Genomic DNA, 20,478 nt, shown 5'->3' on the forward strand with positions numbered 1-20,478 from the left:
CTCTTAGATCATCACATTCATCCTGGAAAACTCATGAAAAAGAACCTTCTGATTGCAGCTGCTGGCGCGCTTTTCGCGGCCGTTTCGTTTAACGCGATGGCTGACGAAGTCACGTATCAGCTCGACCCGAACCACACGTACCCGAGCTTCGAGACCGATCACTTTGGCGGCATCTCGATCTGGCGCGGCAAATTCACGAAGAGCAGCGGGACGGTGACGCTCGATCGCGCGGCCAAGAAGGGCACGCTGGACGCGACCATCGACATGACGTCGATTGATATCGGCAATGACAAGTTGAATGGCGAACTGAAGAGCGCGCAATTCTTCGACGCCGACAAGTTCCCGACAGCGACCTACAAGGGCACGTCGATGAAGTTCAAGGGCGACGTGCCGGTTGAAGTGATCGGCGAGCTGACGCTGCACGGCGTGACAAAACCGTTGAACCTGAAGATCGAATCGTTCAAGTGCTTCACGAACCCGATGCTGAAGAAGGAAGTGTGCGGCACGGAGTCGACGGCAACGTTCGATCGTGGCGACTTCGGCGTGGACTACGGCAAGGCGTATGGCTTCAAGATGAAGACGACGTTGCATATTCAAGCCGAAGGCATTCGGCAATAAGCCGGACGTTCTTGCTCGCCAGATAAGAAAACCGCTTCTGACCGAAGCGGTTTTTTTTCGCCCCCGGTATTGCGAGCATTTCGATCCGGATTTCGGTGTGGCACAGTCGGCAGCGTTTGCACTTTGGCCGACAGCCCGTCACATCGACAAGAATTGGAGAAATGCATGAGCAGTACGCCCGCAGCAGTACCGATCAGCCGCCCGGCCGCGTGGCGCGCGGTGGTCGCCGCGTCCATAGGCAACGCGCTCGAATGGTTCGACCTCGTGGTCTACGGGTTCTTCGCGGTTGTTATCTCGAAGTTGTTTTTCCCGACGGGCAACGACTCGGTGTCCATCCTGCTGACACTCGGCACGTTCGGCGTATCGTTTTTCATGCGGCCGCTCGGCGCCATCGTGCTTGGCGCGTATGCCGACAGGGCCGGGCGCAAGGCCGCGCTCACGCTGTCCATCCTGTTGATGATGATGGGCACCTTCATCATTGCCGTGTTGCCCACGTACTCGACCATCGGGGTTGCAGCACCATTGATCCTGGTGCTCGCGCGGTTGATGCAGGGCTTTTCGGCTGGCGGCGAGTTTGGCAGCGCGACGGCGTTCTTGGCCGAGCACGTTCCCGGCCGGCGTGGTTTCTTCGCGAGTTGGCAGGTCGCAAGCCAAGGCTTGACCACGCTTCTGGCGGCCATATTTGGCGTGGTGCTGACCGGCAATCTCTCGCCGGAACAGATGAGTACATGGGGCTGGCGTGTGCCGTTCATCTTCGGCTTGCTGATCGGGCCGGTGGCCTACTACATCCGCACGCGCCTTGACGAAACGCCGGAATTTCTCGCCTCGGTTCCCACCACAACGCCTTTGCGCGACACCTTCGCGTTGAACAAGGAGCGCTTGCTGATCGCCATTGGAACGGTGGTGCTGGGCACGGTGGCGACTTACCTTGTGCTCTTCATGCCGACGTATGCGATCCGGCAGTTGGGGCTCGCGCCATCGGTGGCTTTCACGGCCATTTTGCTCACGGGCGCAATCCAGATGGTTCTTTCACCATTTGTGGGTCATTTCTCCGATACCCACGGCCGCACGCGCATCATGCTGATCTCGGCGGTGCTGCTGCTCGTGTTGATCTATCCGCTGTTCACGTGGCTCGTCGGGCATCCGACCTTCGGCACGCTGCTGGTCGTCCAGGCGGTGCTCGGCGTATTGATGACCGGGTATTTCGCTGCGTTGCCGGGGTTGTTATCGGAGATGTTCCCGGTTGCCACCCGCACGACCGGCATGTCGCTGGCTTATAACATCGCGGTGACGGTGTTCGGCGGGTTCGGGCCGTTCATCATCACGTGGCTGATTGCATCGACGGGATCGAAGGCCGCGCCTAGCTTCTACCTGATTTTCGCCGCGGTAGTGAGCCTGGTCGCGTTGATGGCGGCGCGCAAGCGGCTGGGATTCAAGTGACGGTTTCGTGCATGCTTGTTCACACGTAACCGTCGCCCCGTGATTTTACGAGTGCTGCTTTTGCTGCGCCAGCATGTAGGCGCGTAGAAGCTTGTTGATCCGCGTCTGGTACCCCTGGCCTTGTTCCTTGAACCAGGCCAGGACGTCAGCGTCCAGGCGCATGGTCACCGCTTGCTTGGGAGGCGTGTGCAACTCGGCGCGCTGGAAGAAGTCGTCGCCCAGTTCGGGCATCTCGCTTGTGTCGATACTGGAATCCGGCATGGATTCCAGGCGTTTCCAATCGGTCTTCGTGGCTTTGCTCATGATGTGTGCTCCCTACTCTTGCTGCCGCGAGGCGGCAGTAGAGCGGTTCAATAAAGCGGTTCAATAAAGCGGTTCAAGGTACAAGCGCGTGTCCATAACGCTTTATTTCGGCCCGGGTTGCTTTGCGGGCGGAGATGATCCGAATAGTGTCGCCGCTACGCTCGACATAGACGACCACAGCTACGATCAACTGCATCCACCCGAGGGCGATCCAGCGATCCTCTCCAAAGTCTTCCCTGCTGTCCGCAGCGGTCAACACCGTATGCTTGAAAATTTCGACTGCGTCAGTGAAGTCGATGCCGTGCTTGCGGATGTTGCTTCGATTCTTCGCTTCGTCCCATTCGAATTGCATGCGACCACCTGTATTGATGATTGTACATACAATGTACGGAGTTAAGGTATTAATTTGCGGCGTTCATGCAGTGGGGGCGACGATTCCATCCATGAAATGTTGCAATTGCCGGTTCAAAAGCAAAAAAGGCCGATTCTCGCGAATCGGCCTTTCATACTGTCGAACCCTGAATTTCAGTGTTCAAACGTCACATCTTGAAGCCTGTGATCAAACCTCTGCGCCTGCATTCGGATCCGTGGGATCGTATTTCGGCTTCTTGTCCTTCACCAGGTCTTCGCGTTTCACGCCCAGCCACATAGCCAGCGCGGCTGCGACGAACACCGACGAATAGATACCGAACAAGATCCCGACCGTCAGCGCCAGCGCGAAGTAATGCAGCGTCGCGCCGCCGAACAGGAACATGGACAGCACCATCATTTCCGTACAGCCGTGGGTAATGATGGTTCGCGACATCGTGCTGGTGATGGCGTGGTTGATGACCTCGATCACCGTCATCTTGCGTTGCTTGCGGAAGGTTTCACGAATCCGGTCGAAGATAACAACCGACTCGTTCACCGAATACCCGAGCACCGCGAGAATGGCCGCCAGCACGGAGAGCGAAAACTCCCACTGGAAGAACGCGAAGAAACCAAGAATGATCACCACGTCGTGCAAGTTGGCGATCACACCGGCCACTGCATATTTCCACTCGAAGCGAAACGACAGGTAGAGCACGATTCCGATCACCACGCACGCGAGCGCAAGCAGCCCGTTGGTCACGAGCTCTTTACCGACCTGCGGGCCCACGAATTCCACGCGCTGCAACTGAACCTGCGCGTCCTGATTCTTCAACGCCGCCATCACCTGATCGCTCTGTTGCGCCGACGTCAAACCCTGCTTCAACGGCAGGCGAATCAGTACATCCCGTGACGTGCCGAAGTTCTGCACCTGCGCATCCGGATAACCGAGCGCGCTTAACGTGCCGCGTACCGGTTCAAGCGGCACCGCTTGCGGATATTGCACTTCCACCACGGTGCCGCCGGTGAACTCCACCGACAGATGCAGTCCGCGATGCACGAGGAAAAACACAGCCGCGAGGAATGTGATGAGCGAGATCGCGTTGAAGATCAACGCGCGCTGCATCAGCGGTAAGTCGCGGCGAATACGAAAGAATTCCATGATTTATTCTCCGGGACTCAGTTGGACGAGCCGGGTTTTTTCGGTTCAATACCAGGACCCGAGCGACGGCGCACAACCGGCTTGCCGGTGCGCACGGGAGGCGCGGCCTGCTTTTTCGAACGGGCTGGAACCGGTGCTTTGGGGCTTACAGCAGGCATGACGACTTGATCGACGGCGGAGTCGTCACCACGCTCGTTCGCCAGGTAAGCGGCGGTGGCCGCAGCCGTGTCGCTGCCTGTGGGACGCCAGACCTGACCGATGGCAAGCGATTGCAACTTCTTCTTGCCGCCGTACCAGAGGTTCACGAGGCCGCGCGAGAAGAACACGGCTGAGAACATTGACGTCAGGATGCCGATACAGTGCACGACCGCAAAGCCGCGCACCGGACCGGAGCCGAACGCCAGCAGCGCCAGACCTGCGATAAGCGTGGTCACGTTCGAGTCGACAATCGTCGCCCATGCATGCGTAAAACCGTTCTGGATAGCGAGCTGCGGCGGCGCGCCGTTACGCAGTTCCTCGCGGATCCGTTCGTTGATCAGCACGTTCGCGTCAATGGCCATACCGAGTGCCAGCGCAATAGCAGCAATACCCGGCAGCGTCAGCGTGGCCTGCAGCATCGACAGGATGGCGATCAGCAGCAACAGGTTCACCGACAGCGACAACATGGAGATCAGGCCGAACAGCATGTAGTACGCGATCATGAAGATGGCGATCGCGGCAAAACCGTACTGGACGGAATCGAAGCCCTTGCGAATGTTGTCGGCACCAAGGCTCGGGCCGATGGTGCGTTCTTCGATGATGTCCATGGGCGCTGCGAGCGACCCTGCGCGCAGCAGCAGGGCCAGGTCGGCGGCTGCTTGCGGCGAGGGCTGGCCGGTGATCTGGAAGCGGTCGCCGAGTTCGGACTGGATGGTCGCGACCGTCAGCACTTCGCCCTTGCCCTTTTCGAACAGGATCATGGCCATCGGCTTGCCGATGTTGTCGCGCGACACGCTGCTCACCGCGCGGCCGCCGGCGGCGTCCAGGCGAATGTTCACCGACGGACGCTGATGTTCGTCGAAGCCCGCCGATGCGTCGATGATCCGGTCACCCGTGAAGATCACCTGCTTTCTCACGAGCGTCGGGCCGTTGTTGCCCTGCGTGAAGAGTTCGTCGCCGGGAGGAACCGGGTCGTTCGGACCTGGATGAGTGTTGACCGGGTCGGCGAGACGGGCTTCAAGCGTTGCCGTCCGGCCGATGATGTCTTTCGCTTTCGCCGTGTCCTGCACGCCCGGCAACTCGACCACGATGCGGTCGGAGCCTTGCTGCTGGATCACCGGCTCCGCCACGCCGAGTTCGTTCACGCGGTTATGCAGCGTGACAATGTTCTGCTTCAGCGCGCCGTCTTCCGCCAGTTTTTGCGCCGCTGGCGTGAACGTACCGACGACTTGATAACCATCGCCGCCCTGACGGGTCGCCCATTGCAATTCGCTCAGGCCGTTCGACAGCATGGTGCGCGCGGCATCGGCTGCTGCCTGGTCGGCGAAGTTGACTACCACAGACTGATTCACGCGATTCACACCGCCATCGCGGATGTTTTTATCGCGTAACAGCGCGCGGGCGTCCGTGGCGTTCGAGTCGAGCTTCTTGTTCAGCGCACCCGCCATGTCCACTTGCAACAGGAAGTGAACGCCGCCGCGCAAGTCGAGGCCGAGGTACATGGGCAGCGCGTGCAATGCGCTCAGCCAGCGCGGAGAGGCCGATTGCAGGTTCAGCGCGACCACGTATTGCGGATCGGTCGGGTCGCTGTTGAGCGTTTTCTGCAACAGGTCCTTCACGCGCAATTGCGTGTCGGTGTCTTTCAGGCGCACGCGAATGTTGGCGTTCAGCGACGAATTGTCGAACGTCACTTCATCCGGCGTCACCTTGTCGGCGGCCAGCGCGTTTTCGATGTTGGCAAGCGTAGTTGAATCCAGCTTGACCGTTGCCTTGCCGCTCGATACCTGCACCGCCGGCGCTTCGCCGAAAAAATTGGGCAGTGTATAGACGAGGCCGATGACTAGCGCCACCAGCATCACGGCATATTTCCAAAGTGGGTAGCGATTCATGGGGATGGCCGAACAGGAGAGTTGGCGAGGAGGGGTAAGCGATGCGTCCGGCGATGAGCGCGGGCTATTGGCCACGGGGGCCACGCCACTAAGGCCGGGCCACGCTGGCCGCGCCGGACGCGAGAAAAGTTGGCCTTACAGCGACTTGATCGTGCCTTTCGGAAGAATAGTCGTGACGGCAGCTTTCTGGATGGTGATTTCCGTGCCTTCCGCGATCTCAACACCCACGTAAGCGTCCGTCACCTTCGTTACCTTGCCGACAATGCCGCCGTTCGTGACCACTTCGTCGCCTTTCGCCATTGCGCCCAGCATATTGCGATGTTCCTTCTGACGCTTCATTTGCGGACGAATCATGATGAAATACAGCACTGCAAACATCAAAATGAGCGGCAAAAAACTCATGATGCTTGACTGGGCGCCATCTGCGCCGCCGCCGAAGGCTCTTGAAATAAAATCCACGTTGGTCTCTCCGTTATAACGATCAGAAAATTAGCCCGCTATTCTATCACCGGGCTACGCAAGCCAAGCGCGGAATGCGCTTTGTGATCAAGCTGTTAAAGCATCGCGTAAAGCAATTGTAATGTTTCTTGGGCTGATTGCAGAATCATGGCTTCACGTTAGCCATCCGGTCAGTCGATTCCGCGTGCGCGATCCTCTTTAAACTGCTTCACGAATGCGTCAAACGCGTGATTTTCGATCGAATCGCGGATTTCCTGCATGAGCTGCAGGTAGTAGTGCAGGTTGTGGATCGTGTTCAGCTGCGAGCCGAGAATTTCACCTACACGATGCAAGTGGTGCAGATAACCGCGCGTGAAGTTGCGGCAGGTGTAGCAAGCGCAGGTTTCATCGAGTGGCTTGAGCGAGTTCTTGTGCGCAGCGTTGCGGATCTTGACGTCGCCGAAACGGGTGAACAGCCAGCCGTTGCGCGCATTGCGGGTCGGCATCACGCAGTCGAACATGTCGACGCCCGACGCCACGCCCGCGACCAGGTCTTCCGGCGTGCCGACGCCCATCAGGTAATGCGGTTTGTCCGCGGGAAGCTTCGGGCCGATGTGTTCCAGCACGCGCATCATGTCTTCCTTCGGTTCGCCGACGGACAATCCGCCGATCGCGAAACCGTGGAAACCGATGTCGGCGAGGCCCGCCAGCGACTCGTCCCGCAAGTCTTCGAACATGCCGCCTTGCACGATGCCGAACAGCGCGTTCGGATTTTCACCTTTGGCGAATTCATCGACGGAACGCTTGGCCCAGCGCATTGACATGCGCATGGAATCGGCTGCGTCCTGATGCGGCGTGGGCACGTCGTTGGTTGCATAAGGCGTGCATTCGTCGAACTGCATCACGATGTCCGAGTTCAGCACCTTCTGGATCTGCATCGAGATTTCCGGCGATAAAAACAGCTTGTCGCCGTTGATGGGTGACGCGAATGTGACGCCATCTTCGGTTATCTTGCGTAGATCGCCGAGTGAAAAAACCTGGAAACCGCCGGAATCGGTGAGGATCGGGCGCTGCCAGTTCATGAATCGATGCAGCCCGCCATGCGCGGCTATGGTTTCCAGTCCCGGGCGCAGCCAGAGATGGAACGTGTTACCGAGGATGATCTGTGCGTTCATTTCCTCGAGCTCGCGCGGTGCGACGGCCTTGACCGTTCCGTACGTGCCGACGGGCATGAAGATCGGCGTTTCGACTACGCCGTGGTTCAGCGTAACGCGGCCGCGCCGCGCCTGGCCGTCGGTGGTGATCAGCTCGAACTTGAGGCCGTTCTCGGGACGGGCGGGTGTGTCGATTGTGTCGACGGTGTTGTTTGCTTCGGTCATTCAAAAGCTCCTGTGCCACCGGAAGCAGCTTTGCATGGGGCCGGAGTAAGGCACTGAAGTGCCAACTCCGGGCTGGCAAGTCCGGCACGCATGGGTGAAGGGATTCATGGATATGGTTCGCGGCCACGATCGTAAGTCCCGCGTTCAATCGTTCTCGCCTTGGAACTGCGTTGCAGACGATGTTTTTCAGGCCGCCGTTTGCCGCGTGAGCAGCATCGCGTCGCCGTAGCTAAAGAACCGATACCGCTCTTCAATTGCATGCGCATACGCCGCGCGGATCGCGTCCATGCCGGCGAACGCGGAGACCAGCATCATCAGCGTGGATTTCGGCAAATGGAAGTTCGTCACGAGCCGGTCGACCACGCGGAATTGATACCCCGGCGTGATGAAAATGTCCGTCTCGGCGCTAGTTTCAGTGAGCGGCCGGCCGGCTTCGGCGGCATCGCGGGCGGCCGCTTCGAGCGCCCGCAGCGACGTTGTGCCGACTGCAATGACACGATTGCCTCGCGCTTTCGTCGCCGTGATCTTGTCCGCCAGTTCCTGCGGCAGCCTATACCATTCGGTATGCATCTTGTGTTCCGCGAGGTTCTCCACGCGCACCGGCTGGAACGTGCCCGCGCCTACGTGCAGCGTAAGTGTTGCGCGCTGCACGCCACGTGCGTCGAGCGCGGCAAAGAGCGCCGGGTCGAAGTGCAGGCCGGCAGTGGGCGCCGCGACCGCACCGGGGTTTGCTGCGTAGACCGTCTGGTAGCGGGTTTCATCGAAGGAATCGGGATCGTGCTCTATGTAGGGCGGCAACGGCAGGCGGCCATGTTGCTCGATCAGCGTCAGGCAATCGGCGGGGAAATGCAGCGTGTAGAACGGTTCGACGCGCTCGCCGACCGTGACCTCGAATGCATTCGCGAGAACGAGTTTCGTGCCCGGCAACGGGCTTTTGCTTGCCCGGATCTGCGCGAGCGCAGTGGTCGCGCCGGTCAGGCGCTCGACCAGCACCTCGATACGGCCACCGCTGGCCTTCTGGCCGAGGAACCGCGCCTTCAGGACTTTGGTATCGTTGAATACGAGCAGGTCGCCGGGTTCGAGCAGGTTAGGCAGTTCGGTGAAATGGCGATCGGTAAAAGCGGGCGCGGCGGTGCGGTTCTCTACGTCGAGCAAACGGCTCGCGCTGCGCTCGGCGAGCGCCGTTTGCGCGATCAGCTCGGGCGGCAGATTAAAATCGAAGTCGGAAAGCGTGAACATGGGGAAAGCAGGTCGATGCGCGATAAAACGCGCGTTATTTTGGCCAGGCGCTTGGCAAGGCGGCGCGGGTAGGCGCGGATTCAATGCGTTAATACGGTTTGCGGGCCGGCTGTCTGATCGACCGTTGCACCGGCGTCAAATAGCGGCCTCGCGAAATCCAACGGGCAGCGTGCGGATTGAGCCCCGGAATGCGCCGGGAAGCCAATGGCTTCGGGGCTGCGTCCGTGTCGGCCGATGGGTGGAAATCCGTCGCTGCCCGCATATGCAGGCGCTTTAACTAACCCGCACGTGCCGCGCGGCGAGCGGATGATGACCGCATCGCCGTGCCGAACGAAGCCGATATTGTACTTTGAAGAGATTAGATGCCCTTGTCCGACCGCCGTTTGCTCGCTGCTCCCGACGCTGAAGACGCTCCCGATGCAGCCGGTGAACCAGACGCGCCCGTTCAGAAACGCAAGCGCGGACGACCGGCGGGCGCGAAAACGCTCGCGAATCTGGAGATTGCCGCGGACAAGGTCCAGCCGCTGAAACCTGCCGCCGCGCCGCCCAAACCCGTCGATAAACTCGCCAAGCTCGGCCTGAAATCCGATATTGATCTCGTGCTGCATCTACCGATGCGCTATGAGGACGAAACCAGCATCACGCCGATCGGCCATCTCATTCCCGGCGACAACACGCAGACCGAAGGCGTGGTGTTCGACAACGAGATTGCGTACCGGCCGCGTCGGCAGTTGCTGGTCAAGATCCACGACGACGCCGGCGACGAACTCACGCTGCGTTTTCTCAATTTCTACGGTTCGCAGCTCAAGCAGATGGCGATCGGTGTGCGCCTGCGGGTGCGTGGCGATGTGCGCGGCGGCTTTTTCGGCATGGAGATGGTGCATCCGGCGGTGCGTCCGGTGGATGAAGACACGCCGCTGCCGCAAGCGTTGACGCCGGTGTATCCGAGCACGGCGGGGGTATCGCAGGCGTATTTGCGCAAGGCTATCGACAGCGCGTTGTCACGGGTTCATCTGCCGGAGTTGCTGCCGGAAAAAATCGCCCGCGCGCATCTAAAGCCGCTGAACGTTCCCGCGTTGCTGGATGCCGTGAAAACGCTGCACCACCCGCACGCCGATTCCGATGAAAACGCGTTGATCGACGGCACGCATCCGGCGTGGACGCGCATCAAGTTCGAGGAATTGCTCGCGCAGCAGTTGTCGCTCAAACGTGCGCACGAGGAGCGCCGCACGCGCGCCGCGCCGGTGATGCCGCGGTTACGGGATGTGCCCGAATCGCTGGTCGCACGGTTCATCAATACATTGCCGTTCAAGCTGACCGGCGCACAGGAACGCGTGTGCGCCGAAATATCCGGTGAACTCATGTTGCCGCACCCGATGCAGCGTCTGTTGCAGGGCGATGTGGGAAGCGGCAAGACGATTGTGGCGGCGCTCGCTGCCGCGCAGGCTATTGATGCCGGTTATCAGGCTGCGTTAATGGCGCCGACTGAAATCCTCGCTGAACAGCACGCGCGCAAGCTGCGTGCGTGGCTTGAGCCGCTGGGCGTGACGGTGGCTTGGCTCGCCGGCAGTCTGAAGGCAAGGGAAAAACGCGCGGCGCTGGAAGCGGCGGCATCGGGGGCGGCGCAGCTTGTGATCGGAACGCACGCGATCATCCAGGATGCGGTGGAGTTTGCGCGCCTTGGGTTTGTGATCGTCGATGAACAGCATCGGTTTGGTGTGGCGCAGCGGCTTGCGTTGCGAGCCAAGGCGCACAACGCCGCTGACGGTGTGCACAACTTCCAGCCGCATCAACTGATGATGTCCGCCACGCCCATTCCGCGCACGCTCGCCATGACGTATTACGCGGATCTGGATGTATCGACGATTGATGAATTGCCGCCGGGGCGCACGCCGATCCTGACCAAACTGGTCGCCGATAACCGCCGGGAAGAGGTGATTGCCCGCGTGCGTGAAGCAGCACTGACCGGGCGGCAGGTGTATTGGGTGTGTCCGCTGATTGAAGAAAGCGAGACGCTGCAATTGCAGACAGCGGTGGAGACGTACGAGACACTCGTGGCTGCATTGCCGGAGTTGCGCATAGGGCTGGTGCATGGGCGTTTGCCGCCGGCGGAAAAAGCCGCCGTCATGGATGCGTTCACGCGTGCCGAGGTCCAGTTGCTGGTCGCGACGACGGTGATCGAAGTGGGAGTGGACGTACCGAATGCGTCGCTGATGGTGATCGAACATGCGGAGCGCTTCGGTCTGGCGCAGCTTCACCAGCTGCGTGGCCGCGTGGGGCGCGGCAGCGCGGCTTCAGTGTGCGTGCTGATGTATGCCGGGCCGTTGTCGCAGACTGCGCGCGCTCGATTGCAGACTATGCGTGAAACGACCGATGGCTTCGAAATTGCCCGTCGCGACCTGGAGATTCGCGGCCCTGGCGAGTTTCTTGGCGCGCGCCAGTCGGGTGCGGCGATGCTGCGCTTTGCCAGCCTGGAAAATGATGGCTGGCTAATCGAGCCGGCACGGGCGGCAGCGGACCAGATGCTGGCCCAGTTCCCGGAGGCGGTCACGGACCACCTCGCGCGGTGGCTCGGTGCGCGTGAGCAATATCTGAAAGCGTGAAGAGGGCGAGGTTTTCCGTTAGCACTCGAGCAGCGCCCGCCCGGACGCGAACGAAACATTTCCCTCCGGTTGCGAACGAAACCCCTCTTCATGAACTCCAAAAGCCACCGTGGGTTGGCGAATCCCCTCGACGGGTGTATAAGTCAAATCCTATCGATTCAATGACTCTGATTGGCCCCTAATGACCTTAACCGAATTGAAGTACATCGTTGCGGTGGCGCGCGAGCGGCATTTTGGCCGTGCGGCCGAGGCGTGTTTCGTGAGTCAGCCGACCTTGTCGGTAGCAATCAAAAAGCTGGAAGATGAACTGAACGTGCAGATTTTCGAGCGCGGTACCAGCGAAGTCAGCGTCACCCCAATCGGCGAACAGATTGTCACTCAAGCGCAGCGCGTTCTGGAACAAACCCTCGCTATCAAGGAAATCGCCAAGCAGGGCAAAGACCCGCTGGTCGGGCCGCTGCGACTGGGCGTGATCTACACCATCGGGCCGTATTTGTTGCCCACGCTCGTCAAGCAGATGATCAAGCGTGTCCCGCAGATGCCGCTGATGCTCCAGGAAAACTACACGCTCAAGCTGATCGAACTGCTGAAGCAGGGCGAAATCGATGTCGCCATCATGGCACTGCCGTTTCCCGAAACGGGCCTGATGGTGCGCGCGCTATTCGATGAACCGTTCGTTGTCGCCATGCCTGCCGGCCATCCGTGGGAAAACCGCCCGAAGATCAATGCCGACGACCTGAAGCTGGAAACCATGCTGCTGCTGGGTAGCGGCCATTGTTTTCGCGATCACGTGCTCGGCGTGTGCCCTGAGCTGATGCGGTTTTCGCAGAACGCAGACGGAATCCAGAAAACGTTCGAAGGGTCATCGCTGGAAACCATCCGGCATATGGTTGCCAGCGGCGTTGGAATCACTGTGCTGCCGCGGATGTCGGTGATGGAAGTGAAACCGCACGCGGGCGGCGTGGATGCCGGTTTGCTGAGCTACGTTCCCTTCGATGACCCCATTCCGGACCGCCGCGTCGTGCTGGCGTGGCGCAAGAGTTTCACGCGGATGCCGGCCATCGAGGCCGTTTGCGATGCGATTGCAGCTTGCAATATTCCCGGTGTCACGCGGCTAGAGTTGCCCGCCGCCGTCAACTAATCCTTCGTATAGATGGATTTAGCTTGTGCCGCGTCCAGAATGGACGCGGTTTCCAGCACCATTTCCCCGCTTTTCCCCGAGTCGCGTGAACCTGGCATTCGCTTGGACTATCGCATAGATTAAATTAATTGAATTCGATGTTTTAATAGTCTTTGTTATTCTTACCTCCATGGATCGGCCCCGATCCACCAGAACAAACCGGAGGAAGCCATGACGCGAATCGCCCGCCAGGCCACGCAGCTCACCGCCGCTTATCGCGAAGCAAAAGGCGTTGTGGTGGACGTGCTAGCCAGTTTCGCTCGCACCTGCTGAAACTTCCCCGACATAACGTTTCGTCCCAGACACATTTCACGGAGTAATCGATGACCCATCGCATCCTCACCACCGCAGCAGGCGCGCCAGTCGGCGATAACCAGAATTCGATGACCGCCGGTCCGCGTGGTCCGATCGCGCTGCAGGATTTCTGGCTGCTCGAGAAGCTCGCGCATTTCGACCGCGAAGTGATCCCTGAGCGCCGTGTGCATGCCAAAGGATCGGGCGCGTTCGGGACACTCAAGATCACGCACGATATCTCCCGCTTCACGAAAGCCAAGGTGTTCGCGCAAGTCGGCAAGCAAACGCCATTGTTCATGCGCTTTTCGACGGTTGCCGGCGAACGTGGCGCGGCTGACGCGGAGCGCGACGTGCGCGGCTTCTCGATCAAGTTCTACACGGAAGAAGGTAACTGGGACGTGGTCGGCAACAACACGCCGGTGTTTTTTATCCGTGATCCGCTGAAATTCCCTGACTTCATCCACACGCAAAAGCGCGATCCGTACACCAACATGCGCAGCAACGTGGCGGCGTGGGACTTCTGGTCGCGGCATCCGGAATCGTTGCATCAGGTCACCATCCTGATGAGCGATCGCGGGATTCCGAAGAGCTACAGGCAGATGCATGGTTTCGGTTCGCACACGTATTCGTTCATCAACACGAACAACGAGCGCTTCTATGTGAAGTTTCACTTCAAGTCGCAGCAACCGCTCGAGAATTACACCGACGCCGAAGCCTCAGCAGTCGTGGGCGGTGACCGGGAAAGCGCGCAGCGCGATCTGGTCGACAACATCGATCGCGGCAATTTCCCGAAGTGGAATTTCCGCATCCAGGTGATGACGGAAGCCGAAGCGGCGACGTACCGCATGAATCCGTTCGACATCACCAAGGTCTGGCCGCACAAGGATTTTCCGCTGATCGACGTGGGCACGATCGAATTGAATCGCAACGCAGGCAATTATTTTGCTGATGTAGAGCAGTCGGCCTTCACGCCGGCGAACGTGGTGCCGGGAATTGGTTTCTCACCGGACCGCTTGTTGCAAGGGCGTTTGTTCTCGTATGGCGATGCGCATCGGTATCGTCTTGGCATCAATCACCATCAGATTCCGGTGAACGCGCCGAAGACTGCCGTGCAGAACTCGTTTCATCGCGATGGCGGCATGCGCGTCGATGGCAACAGCGGTGGCCGCGTGAACTACGAGCCGAACCGCTTTGGCGACTTCGCGCAGGACCCGAGCGTGAACGAGCCGGCGTTGGCGGCAGGCGCGGTGGAACGTTACGACCATCGTGAAGACACGGATTACTACAGCCAGCCGGGCGCGCTGTTCCGCCTCTTCGACGACGCGCAAAAGCAGCGCTTCTTCGGCAACATCGCACGGCATATTTTCGGCGTGCCGAACGAGATCGTCGCGGTGCAGATTGAGCACTTCCGGCGTGCCGATCCGGCCTATGCAGCGGGTGTTGTCGCGGCGCTGGCGGCGTTGGGCCAGAAGGTTGAAACGATTGACGCGGATGCCGAGGCCGCAATGAAGTAAGCAGGGCGGGACGCGTGTCAGAATGCGCGTCCCTTCTCTGATTCGACACGCAGGATTCAAGGCTTAACTCAAGGGCTGAACTCAAGAGCTGAACTCAAGGAGAACGACGATGACACAAGCGATCATGACACTCGAACGGGCGGTGAGCGGTATCGAGACGAAGAGCCTCAATGCGTCGCGTGGCGTACGGCTCGCGATCGGTTTTGGCATCGTCGCGGCGAGTTACGCGGCGGTGATTATCGAAGGATTGCACGGCGTTGGTTTCGCCGGATTGTCCTGAAGACGCGTCGTATCGACGCGCCCGATAACCCTTGCGACCCGCCCCTATGGCGGGTCGCACCGCGTTTCTAAGATAAACTGGCGAACGCTCGGCGGCCCTGCCATCTGCATCTGGCCGGGTCGCTCGCACCGTTCGTATCAATCTCACGGAGTCACTATGGCGAAGAAAATCGCATCACCGGCTGTGAACATCGGTATCAGCGACAAAGACCGCAAGAAGATCGCCGATGGTTTGTCGCATCTATTAGCCGATACCTACACGCTGTATCTGAAGACCCATAATTTTCACTGGAACGTCACGGGGCCGATGTTCAACACGCTCCACTTGATGTTCGAGGGGCAATACACGGAACTGGCGCTGGCGGTTGATTCCATCGCTGAACGCATTCGTGCGCTGGGCGTGTACGCGCCGGGTAGCTATCGTGAATTCGCGAAGCTGTCGTCCATTCCTGAAGCGGATGGGATCCCGGTAGCCGAAGAAATGATTCGCCAGTTGGTTGAAGGGCAGGAAGCGGTTGTACGCACGGCGCGCGCGATTTTCCCGCTGACCGATGGTGCTAATGACGAACCGACCGCCGATCTGTTGACGCAGCGCATGCAGATTCACGAGAAGACGGCGTGGATGTTGCGCGCGATGCTGGGACAGTGAGATTTTGAAGTTGATCGCCACGGATTAGCGTGGTGGATGGAAAAGCCCCGTATTTGACGAATGCGGGGCTTTTTGGTTTTTTGGGTTTCTCGTCTCTATGCGCAGGCGGTTTATAGCGCCGCTTTAAGCGCTGCGATCAGACTCGCCCGCGCCGGCGAAAATCGAACGCAAGCCGCAAATCGCCGCTGCCTTAAAATACCGTTATCGCTATTTGCCGTCGCCCAATCGCCATGTTTGCTCGCCTCCCGCTTTATCTCCGTCTCGTCCGCATGGACAAGCCCATCGGCAGCTTGCTGTTGCTGTGGCCAACGCTCAACGCTTTGTGGATCGCATCGAGCGGTCATCCGTCGCCGATGCTCCTGCTGATCTTCGTGCTCGGCACGCTGCTGATGCGCTCGGCGGGTTGCGCGATAAACGACTACGCCGATCGCGACTTCGATAAACACGTGAAGCGCACCGAAAACCGGCCGATCACATCCGGCAAGATTGCCGCATGGGAAGCGGTGGCGCTAGCGGCGGCTTTATCGCTGATCGCGTTTCTGCTGATCCTGCCGCTCAACACGCTGACGAAAGAACTCTCGGTGTTCGCGCTTTTTGTCGCGGGAAGTTATCCGTTCACCAAGCGGTTTTTCGCGATTCCTCAAGCGTATCTGGGTATTGCGTTTGGCTTCGGCATTCCAATGGCCTTCGCCGCCGTGCAGGATCACGTACCGGCGCTCGCGTGGATCATGCTCGCCGCGAACGTGTTCTGGTCGGTCGCCTATGACACCGAATACGCGATGGTCGATCGCGACGACGACATCAAGATTGGCATCCGCACGTCGGCGCTGACATTCGGCCGCTTCGATGTACTCGCCATCATGCTGTGCTATGCAGTGACGCTCGGGATCTACGTCTGGGTTGGTATGACGTTGGCGTTTGGTGCGTTGTATTGGATCGGCTGGGCGGCAGCGGTCGCATGCGCCGTCTATCACTACTCGCTCATCAAGAACCGCGAGCGCATGCCGTGCTTCGCCGCGTTCAAACATAACAACTGGCTCGGCGGCGTGTTGTTCGCCGGTATCGCGGCGCATTACGTCTTCATGCGGTAAGACGCGCGTCCTCCCTGTACGCATCGTGCGGCTGTTGATCCCCAAAAAGACATCTTGATGAGCATTGCGTAGCCGATCAGCACCGTGCAGCAAGCCTGCGGCGTGAGCGCTGCGACTCGCCTGCCGCGACACGGATATTGCCTATCCTAAATTTAATTTAGGACTACTCCGATACTTTGCGTGTCACAGGCGCATCAGAATTGTTTCGCAATTTGAAATGTGTCGAAGAACTATTTCGTGAATTGATTCTGTGACGGCCGCACTCGTTCCACCAGATGCTGCCATGTCGAATACTATTATTAGAGGCCGTAAATTTTGTCGACAATTCTTAAAGCTAGCCAGACGCCTATCCGCTCAGTCGTCGATACGGTCGTACCGTCCACGCCGACTATCTTCTCCGTGTTAGACCCGAACGTAGGTTCGCTCGACCCAAACGGCACATCTACGAGCGCGCGTCCCCTGCTTGGCGGTGGTGGCGTGGCCGGCGATGTCGTGACCGTTTTTGACAACGGCGTAGCAATTGGCTCGGCTGTCGTCGGTTCGAACGGCAGCTGGCATCTGACGCCGACGGCAGATATGAGTAACGGCTTTCATGCACTCACTGCAACAGACACGAACCCCGCGGGCGCCGTAAGCCATGCGTCCGCCGCCTTTGATCTGACGATCGGCGTTGTACTGCCGCTGCCGTCCGCGCCCGTCATCACTGACATTTTCGCTAATGATGGTCCTCTGACAGGCAACGTTGCGGCGGGAGGTCTTTCAACCGACGGTCATCCAGCCATCAATGGTACGGGCCACGCCGGCGATACCATCAACATCTTCGACAACAGCACGTTGTTGGGCACAACCGTGGTCAATTCGGAAGGTAACTGGAGCTTCATGCCGGCTGCGGCGCTGGCGAATGGCGCGCATAACCTTCACGCCACCGAAACCAACGCAACCGGTACGAGCCTTGCATCGGCAGCGTATCCGTTTAGCGTCACGTACATCATGATTACCGGCGTGTATGACGCGCAGAACCAGCTTGTTCCCAGTGGCGGGACGACGGAGGGCGCCGTGACGGTGAAGGGCTGGATTTCCGACCCAAGCATAGGAACCAACTTTACAAACATTGAGGTTATGGGCGGCGATATTAGTAACTGGAGCAGGATGTACCAGCTCCCACTTACCATCGTTGGTAACGCCTTTAGCGTGCAGTTGTCGAAAGACACCTTCACGGGTTTGGCCGGGGCAGCCGGACACCTCGGCAGTGGTACCTATTCGCTGGGCGTCCAGGCGTCTGGCAGCATGGGCAACGTCATCACCATGGCTGACCCGCGTCTGACCTACACCATCACCGATGACTTCAACGCGACCCTCCCGACCATAGCGGCAACGCATGTCGATACTTCCGCTGTAGTCGACAACGCAGCACTCCTCGCGACTCATGCAGGCGTTGCCCCGGTTGCACCGCAAGCGGAGCAACACGTCGTTGTTGGCGAACACGGCACGTTCAATGGTGCTACCGGCAACGTGACGGTAGACCTGAGCGTTGATCCTGCGGCCTACTTCAAGCAAGCCTCCGCGCATATCCAAGGCGGTGAAAGCGGTGTTCATGCGTTGCACTTGACGGGTGATCATCAGGTTCTGGACCTGACATCGCTGACCGGCACGACGGCAGCGGCGAAGGTGTCGGGAATCGAAGCGGTCGATCTCGGCGGCGCGCACAACATGCTTAAATTGTCGCTGGTCGACGTGCTCAATCTGGCCGAGACGGATCTGTTCCAGAAGGACGGCAAGGCGCAAATGCTGGTCAATGGCTCGAACGGAGATTCGGTTGATCTGTCGAACGCGCACATTGCGGGCGTGGCTGACGGACACTGGATGCAAGGCGGCACCGCGCAAGTCGGCGGCGTGACGTACAACGTGTACGAACACTCCGGCGCACACGCGGAACTGCTCGTTCAGCAAGGCGTGCAAATCGCATTGCACGGGTAAGACACCCCCGATGGACCGCTTTTAAATCAGCGGGCTATCGGTGAAGTTAAACGAAAATGCCGCTGCGGGAATGATGCCGCAGCGGCATTTTTTACGTTGTTGGCACGCGTATTTTGGATTGAGGCGAAGACAACCGTCGCTGCTACAAACGAATCAGCAAACGAAGCGGATTGCCACGTCGGCTGGCAACCGCGAGAACTTCAGCTGGAAAAGCGCACTGGCGTAGCGCGCTAGAGCTGTCTGCTGAATCTCCGTTGGGCTGAACGCTGCTTGCGCCGTTTTTAGGCGCGGCTCAGGCTTTCCCCAACTCCGTGCCCATTTCCTTGGCCCTTGCATCGGCCGCCAACGCGCCACGAACGATAGCTTCCTTCACGCCTTGGGCATCGAAGGAAGCCAAAGCTGCTGCTGTCGTGCCACCTTTCGACGTCACGCGTTCACGCAGCACGCTCGCCGGTTCGCCCGATTGCGCCGCAAGCTGCGCCGCGCCAGTGAAAGTTGCCACAGCCAGCGCACGCCCCTGCTCCTCGTCCATACCGAGCTGGCGCGCCGCTTCCTGCATCGCTTCAATGAAATAGAACACGTACGCCGGACCGCTGCCCGAAATGGCGGTGACCGCGTCAATCTTCGCTTCGTCGTCGAACCAGACGATCTCGCCAACCGCTTCCAATACCTTCGATGCCAGCGCCTTCGCTGTATCGTTGACGCCCGGCAGCGCAGCCAACCCGGTTACGCCCATGCCGATGAGCGCCGGCGTATTTGGCATGGTGCGCACGATCTGCGTATAGCCGCCGAGCCAGCGCGACAAATCGGCAGCGCGAATGCCAGCCGCGATGCTGATCACCAGTTGCCTGGACAAAACCGGCTGCAGTGCCTGAGCCACGTCCTTCAACACTTGCGGTTTGACGGCAAGCAGGATGGCGTCATAGTCCGCCAGCTTCGAATCAACCACCTCACCCGTCGCAATACCGAACTGCTTTTCAGTACGCTGCCGCGCTTCTTCGCCTGGATCGACAACGTACAGATCCGCCGCAGCCACGCCGCGCTTGATCAACCCGCCAACAAGTGCCGACGCCATGTTGCCGCCACCGATAAATGCAATTTTCATGATGAAGTTGAAGTGGTCGAGAAGATTTAATGGGAATAATCACGCGCGCCGAAGATGGCCGTGCCGATACGAACCATGGTCGAGCCTTCGAGAATAGCGGCTTCAATATCCGCCGACATCCCCATGGAAAGCGTGTCGAGTTCAAGGCCATCTGCGCGTAGCGCGTCCATGATTTCACGCAAACGCCGATGCGGCGCGCGTTGTTCATCGAGCGTGCCGGCCGGTTCTGGAATAGCCATCAAGCCGCGCAGGTGCAAACGAGGAAGTGCCGCAATTTGATGCGCGAGCGCCAAGGCGTCGTCCGGTGCGACGCCGCTTTTCGAGTCTTCGCCGCTCACGTTGATCTGCAAGCACACGTTGAGCCGCGCCATGCCGTCCGGCCTCTGATCGGACAAACGCTCTGCAATCTTGAGTCGATCGACCGAATGCACCCAGTCGAAATTCTCCGCAACAACCTTTGTCTTGTTCGACTGCAACGGTCCGATGAAATGCCACTCGATCTCGCTGCGCAAATCAGCCAGTTCGCCGACTTTCGCAACCGCTTCCTGCACGTAGTTTTCGCCGAATGCGCGTTGCCCTGCATCGAAGGCGGCACGTACGTCGGCGGCAGGAAAGGTCTTCGATACTGCGAGCAACGCGACCGAAGATGCGTCTCGCGAAGCGTCGGCCGCTGCCTTGGCAATGCGCTGACGGACTTCTTCGAGGTGACGGGCTACATGAGAGGAGGACATGGAATCGGACGCCGCATATCGAGTAAGCAGAGGTCCGATTA

Annotated in this window: 18 protein-coding genes; 9 read left to right on the top strand and 9 right to left on the bottom strand. The window is 59.4% G+C overall.

All coding sequences use genetic code 11. From position 1 onward, the window contains the following. The first annotated feature begins 33 nt into the window (after positions 1-33). Both BSU04_RS42920 and BSU04_RS42925 read left to right on the top strand, forming a co-directional pair. A complete protein-coding gene (locus BSU04_RS42920; RefSeq protein WP_089166283.1) occupies positions 34-618 on the top strand; it encodes a YceI family protein in 585 nt (194 codons plus the stop codon). Between the two features lie 165 nt (positions 619-783). Further along, positions 784-2,058, top strand: coding sequence for an MFS transporter (locus BSU04_RS42925; protein ID WP_089166249.1), 1,275 nt, complete (start codon positions 784-786; stop codon positions 2,056-2,058). A 45-nt stretch (positions 2,059-2,103) separates the two neighbouring features. On the opposite strand, the gene BSU04_RS42930 is transcribed toward BSU04_RS42925, so the two are convergent. The 7 genes from BSU04_RS42930 to queA all read right to left on the bottom strand — a co-directional run bounded on the left by BSU04_RS42930 (position 2,104) and on the right by queA (position 9,014). After that, entirely contained in the window at positions 2,104-2,361 is a 258-nt protein-coding gene (locus BSU04_RS42930) for a BrnA antitoxin family protein (protein ID WP_089166250.1), read from the bottom strand. A 73-nt stretch (positions 2,362-2,434) separates the two neighbouring features. Then, the gene (locus BSU04_RS42935) at positions 2,435-2,713 is read right to left on the bottom strand and encodes a BrnT family toxin (protein ID WP_089166251.1); all 279 of its coding nucleotides are present in this window, start codon (positions 2,711-2,713) and stop codon (positions 2,435-2,437) included. A gap of 207 nt (positions 2,714-2,920) precedes the next feature. Next, entirely contained in the window at positions 2,921-3,871 is a 951-nt protein-coding gene (gene secF, locus BSU04_RS42940; protein ID WP_089166252.1) for a protein translocase subunit SecF, read from the bottom strand. A gap of 17 nt (positions 3,872-3,888) precedes the next feature. Beyond that, a complete protein-coding gene (gene secD / locus BSU04_RS42945; protein WP_089166253.1) occupies positions 3,889-5,958 on the bottom strand; it encodes a protein translocase subunit SecD in 2,070 nt (689 codons plus the stop codon). Positions 5,959-6,093: 135 nt separating this feature from the next. Beyond that, positions 6,094-6,417 (bottom strand): preprotein translocase subunit YajC, encoded by a 324-nt coding sequence (gene yajC, locus BSU04_RS42950; RefSeq protein ID WP_089166254.1) that lies wholly within the window; start codon positions 6,415-6,417, stop codon positions 6,094-6,096. Between the two features lie 170 nt (positions 6,418-6,587). Further along, positions 6,588-7,775, bottom strand: coding sequence for a tRNA guanosine(34) transglycosylase Tgt (tgt, locus tag BSU04_RS42955; protein WP_089166255.1), 1,188 nt, complete (start codon positions 7,773-7,775; stop codon positions 6,588-6,590). Positions 7,776-7,961: 186 nt separating this feature from the next. After that, positions 7,962-9,014: a tRNA preQ1(34) S-adenosylmethionine ribosyltransferase-isomerase QueA gene (gene queA, locus BSU04_RS42960; RefSeq protein ID WP_089166256.1), complete on the bottom strand. Its 1,053-nt coding sequence runs from the start codon at positions 9,012-9,014 to the stop codon at positions 7,962-7,964. A gap of 362 nt (positions 9,015-9,376) precedes the next feature. Here queA and recG point away from each other — a divergent pair, with 362 nt between their 5' ends. The 7 genes from recG to BSU04_RS42990 all read left to right on the top strand — a co-directional run bounded on the left by recG (position 9,377) and on the right by BSU04_RS42990 (position 18,601). After that, positions 9,377-11,617, top strand: coding sequence for an ATP-dependent DNA helicase RecG (gene recG, locus BSU04_RS42965; RefSeq protein WP_089166257.1), 2,241 nt, complete (start codon positions 9,377-9,379; stop codon positions 11,615-11,617). Positions 11,618-11,798: 181 nt separating this feature from the next. Continuing rightward, positions 11,799-12,758, top strand: coding sequence for a hydrogen peroxide-inducible genes activator (locus BSU04_RS42970; RefSeq protein WP_089166258.1), 960 nt, complete (start codon positions 11,799-11,801; stop codon positions 12,756-12,758). A gap of 362 nt (positions 12,759-13,120) precedes the next feature. Further along, on the top strand, positions 13,121-14,605 hold the full coding sequence (locus BSU04_RS42975; protein WP_089166259.1) for a catalase: 1,485 nt from the start codon (positions 13,121-13,123) through the stop codon (positions 14,603-14,605). Positions 14,606-14,714: 109 nt separating this feature from the next. After that, positions 14,715-14,885: a hypothetical protein gene (locus BSU04_RS46960; protein ID WP_179258628.1), complete on the top strand. Its 171-nt coding sequence runs from the start codon at positions 14,715-14,717 to the stop codon at positions 14,883-14,885. 156 nt (positions 14,886-15,041) lie between these two features. Continuing rightward, the gene (locus BSU04_RS42980) at positions 15,042-15,533 is read left to right on the top strand and encodes a Dps family protein (protein ID WP_089166260.1); all 492 of its coding nucleotides are present in this window, start codon (positions 15,042-15,044) and stop codon (positions 15,531-15,533) included. 230 nt (positions 15,534-15,763) lie between these two features. Then, the gene (gene ubiA / locus BSU04_RS42985) at positions 15,764-16,624 is read left to right on the top strand and encodes a 4-hydroxybenzoate octaprenyltransferase (protein WP_089166261.1); all 861 of its coding nucleotides are present in this window, start codon (positions 15,764-15,766) and stop codon (positions 16,622-16,624) included. A 315-nt stretch (positions 16,625-16,939) separates the two neighbouring features. Next, a complete protein-coding gene (locus BSU04_RS42990) occupies positions 16,940-18,601 on the top strand; it encodes an Ig-like domain-containing protein (protein ID WP_144021530.1) in 1,662 nt (553 codons plus the stop codon). 292 nt (positions 18,602-18,893) lie between these two features. On the opposite strand, the gene proC is transcribed toward BSU04_RS42990, so the two are convergent. Both proC and BSU04_RS43000 read right to left on the bottom strand, forming a co-directional pair. Then, positions 18,894-19,706 (bottom strand): pyrroline-5-carboxylate reductase, encoded by an 813-nt coding sequence (proC, locus tag BSU04_RS42995; protein ID WP_089166263.1) that lies wholly within the window; start codon positions 19,704-19,706, stop codon positions 18,894-18,896. 26 nt (positions 19,707-19,732) lie between these two features. Further along, positions 19,733-20,437 carry a YggS family pyridoxal phosphate-dependent enzyme gene (locus BSU04_RS43000; RefSeq protein ID WP_089166264.1) on the bottom strand — a complete coding sequence of 235 codons (705 nt, stop codon included), beginning with the start codon at positions 20,435-20,437 and terminating at the stop codon, positions 19,733-19,735. Positions 20,438-20,478: the final 41 nt, after the last annotated feature.

It is taken from the genome of Caballeronia sordidicola (genome assembly GCF_002220365.1).
GTDB lineage: Bacteria > Pseudomonadota > Gammaproteobacteria > Burkholderiales > Burkholderiaceae > Caballeronia > Caballeronia sordidicola_C.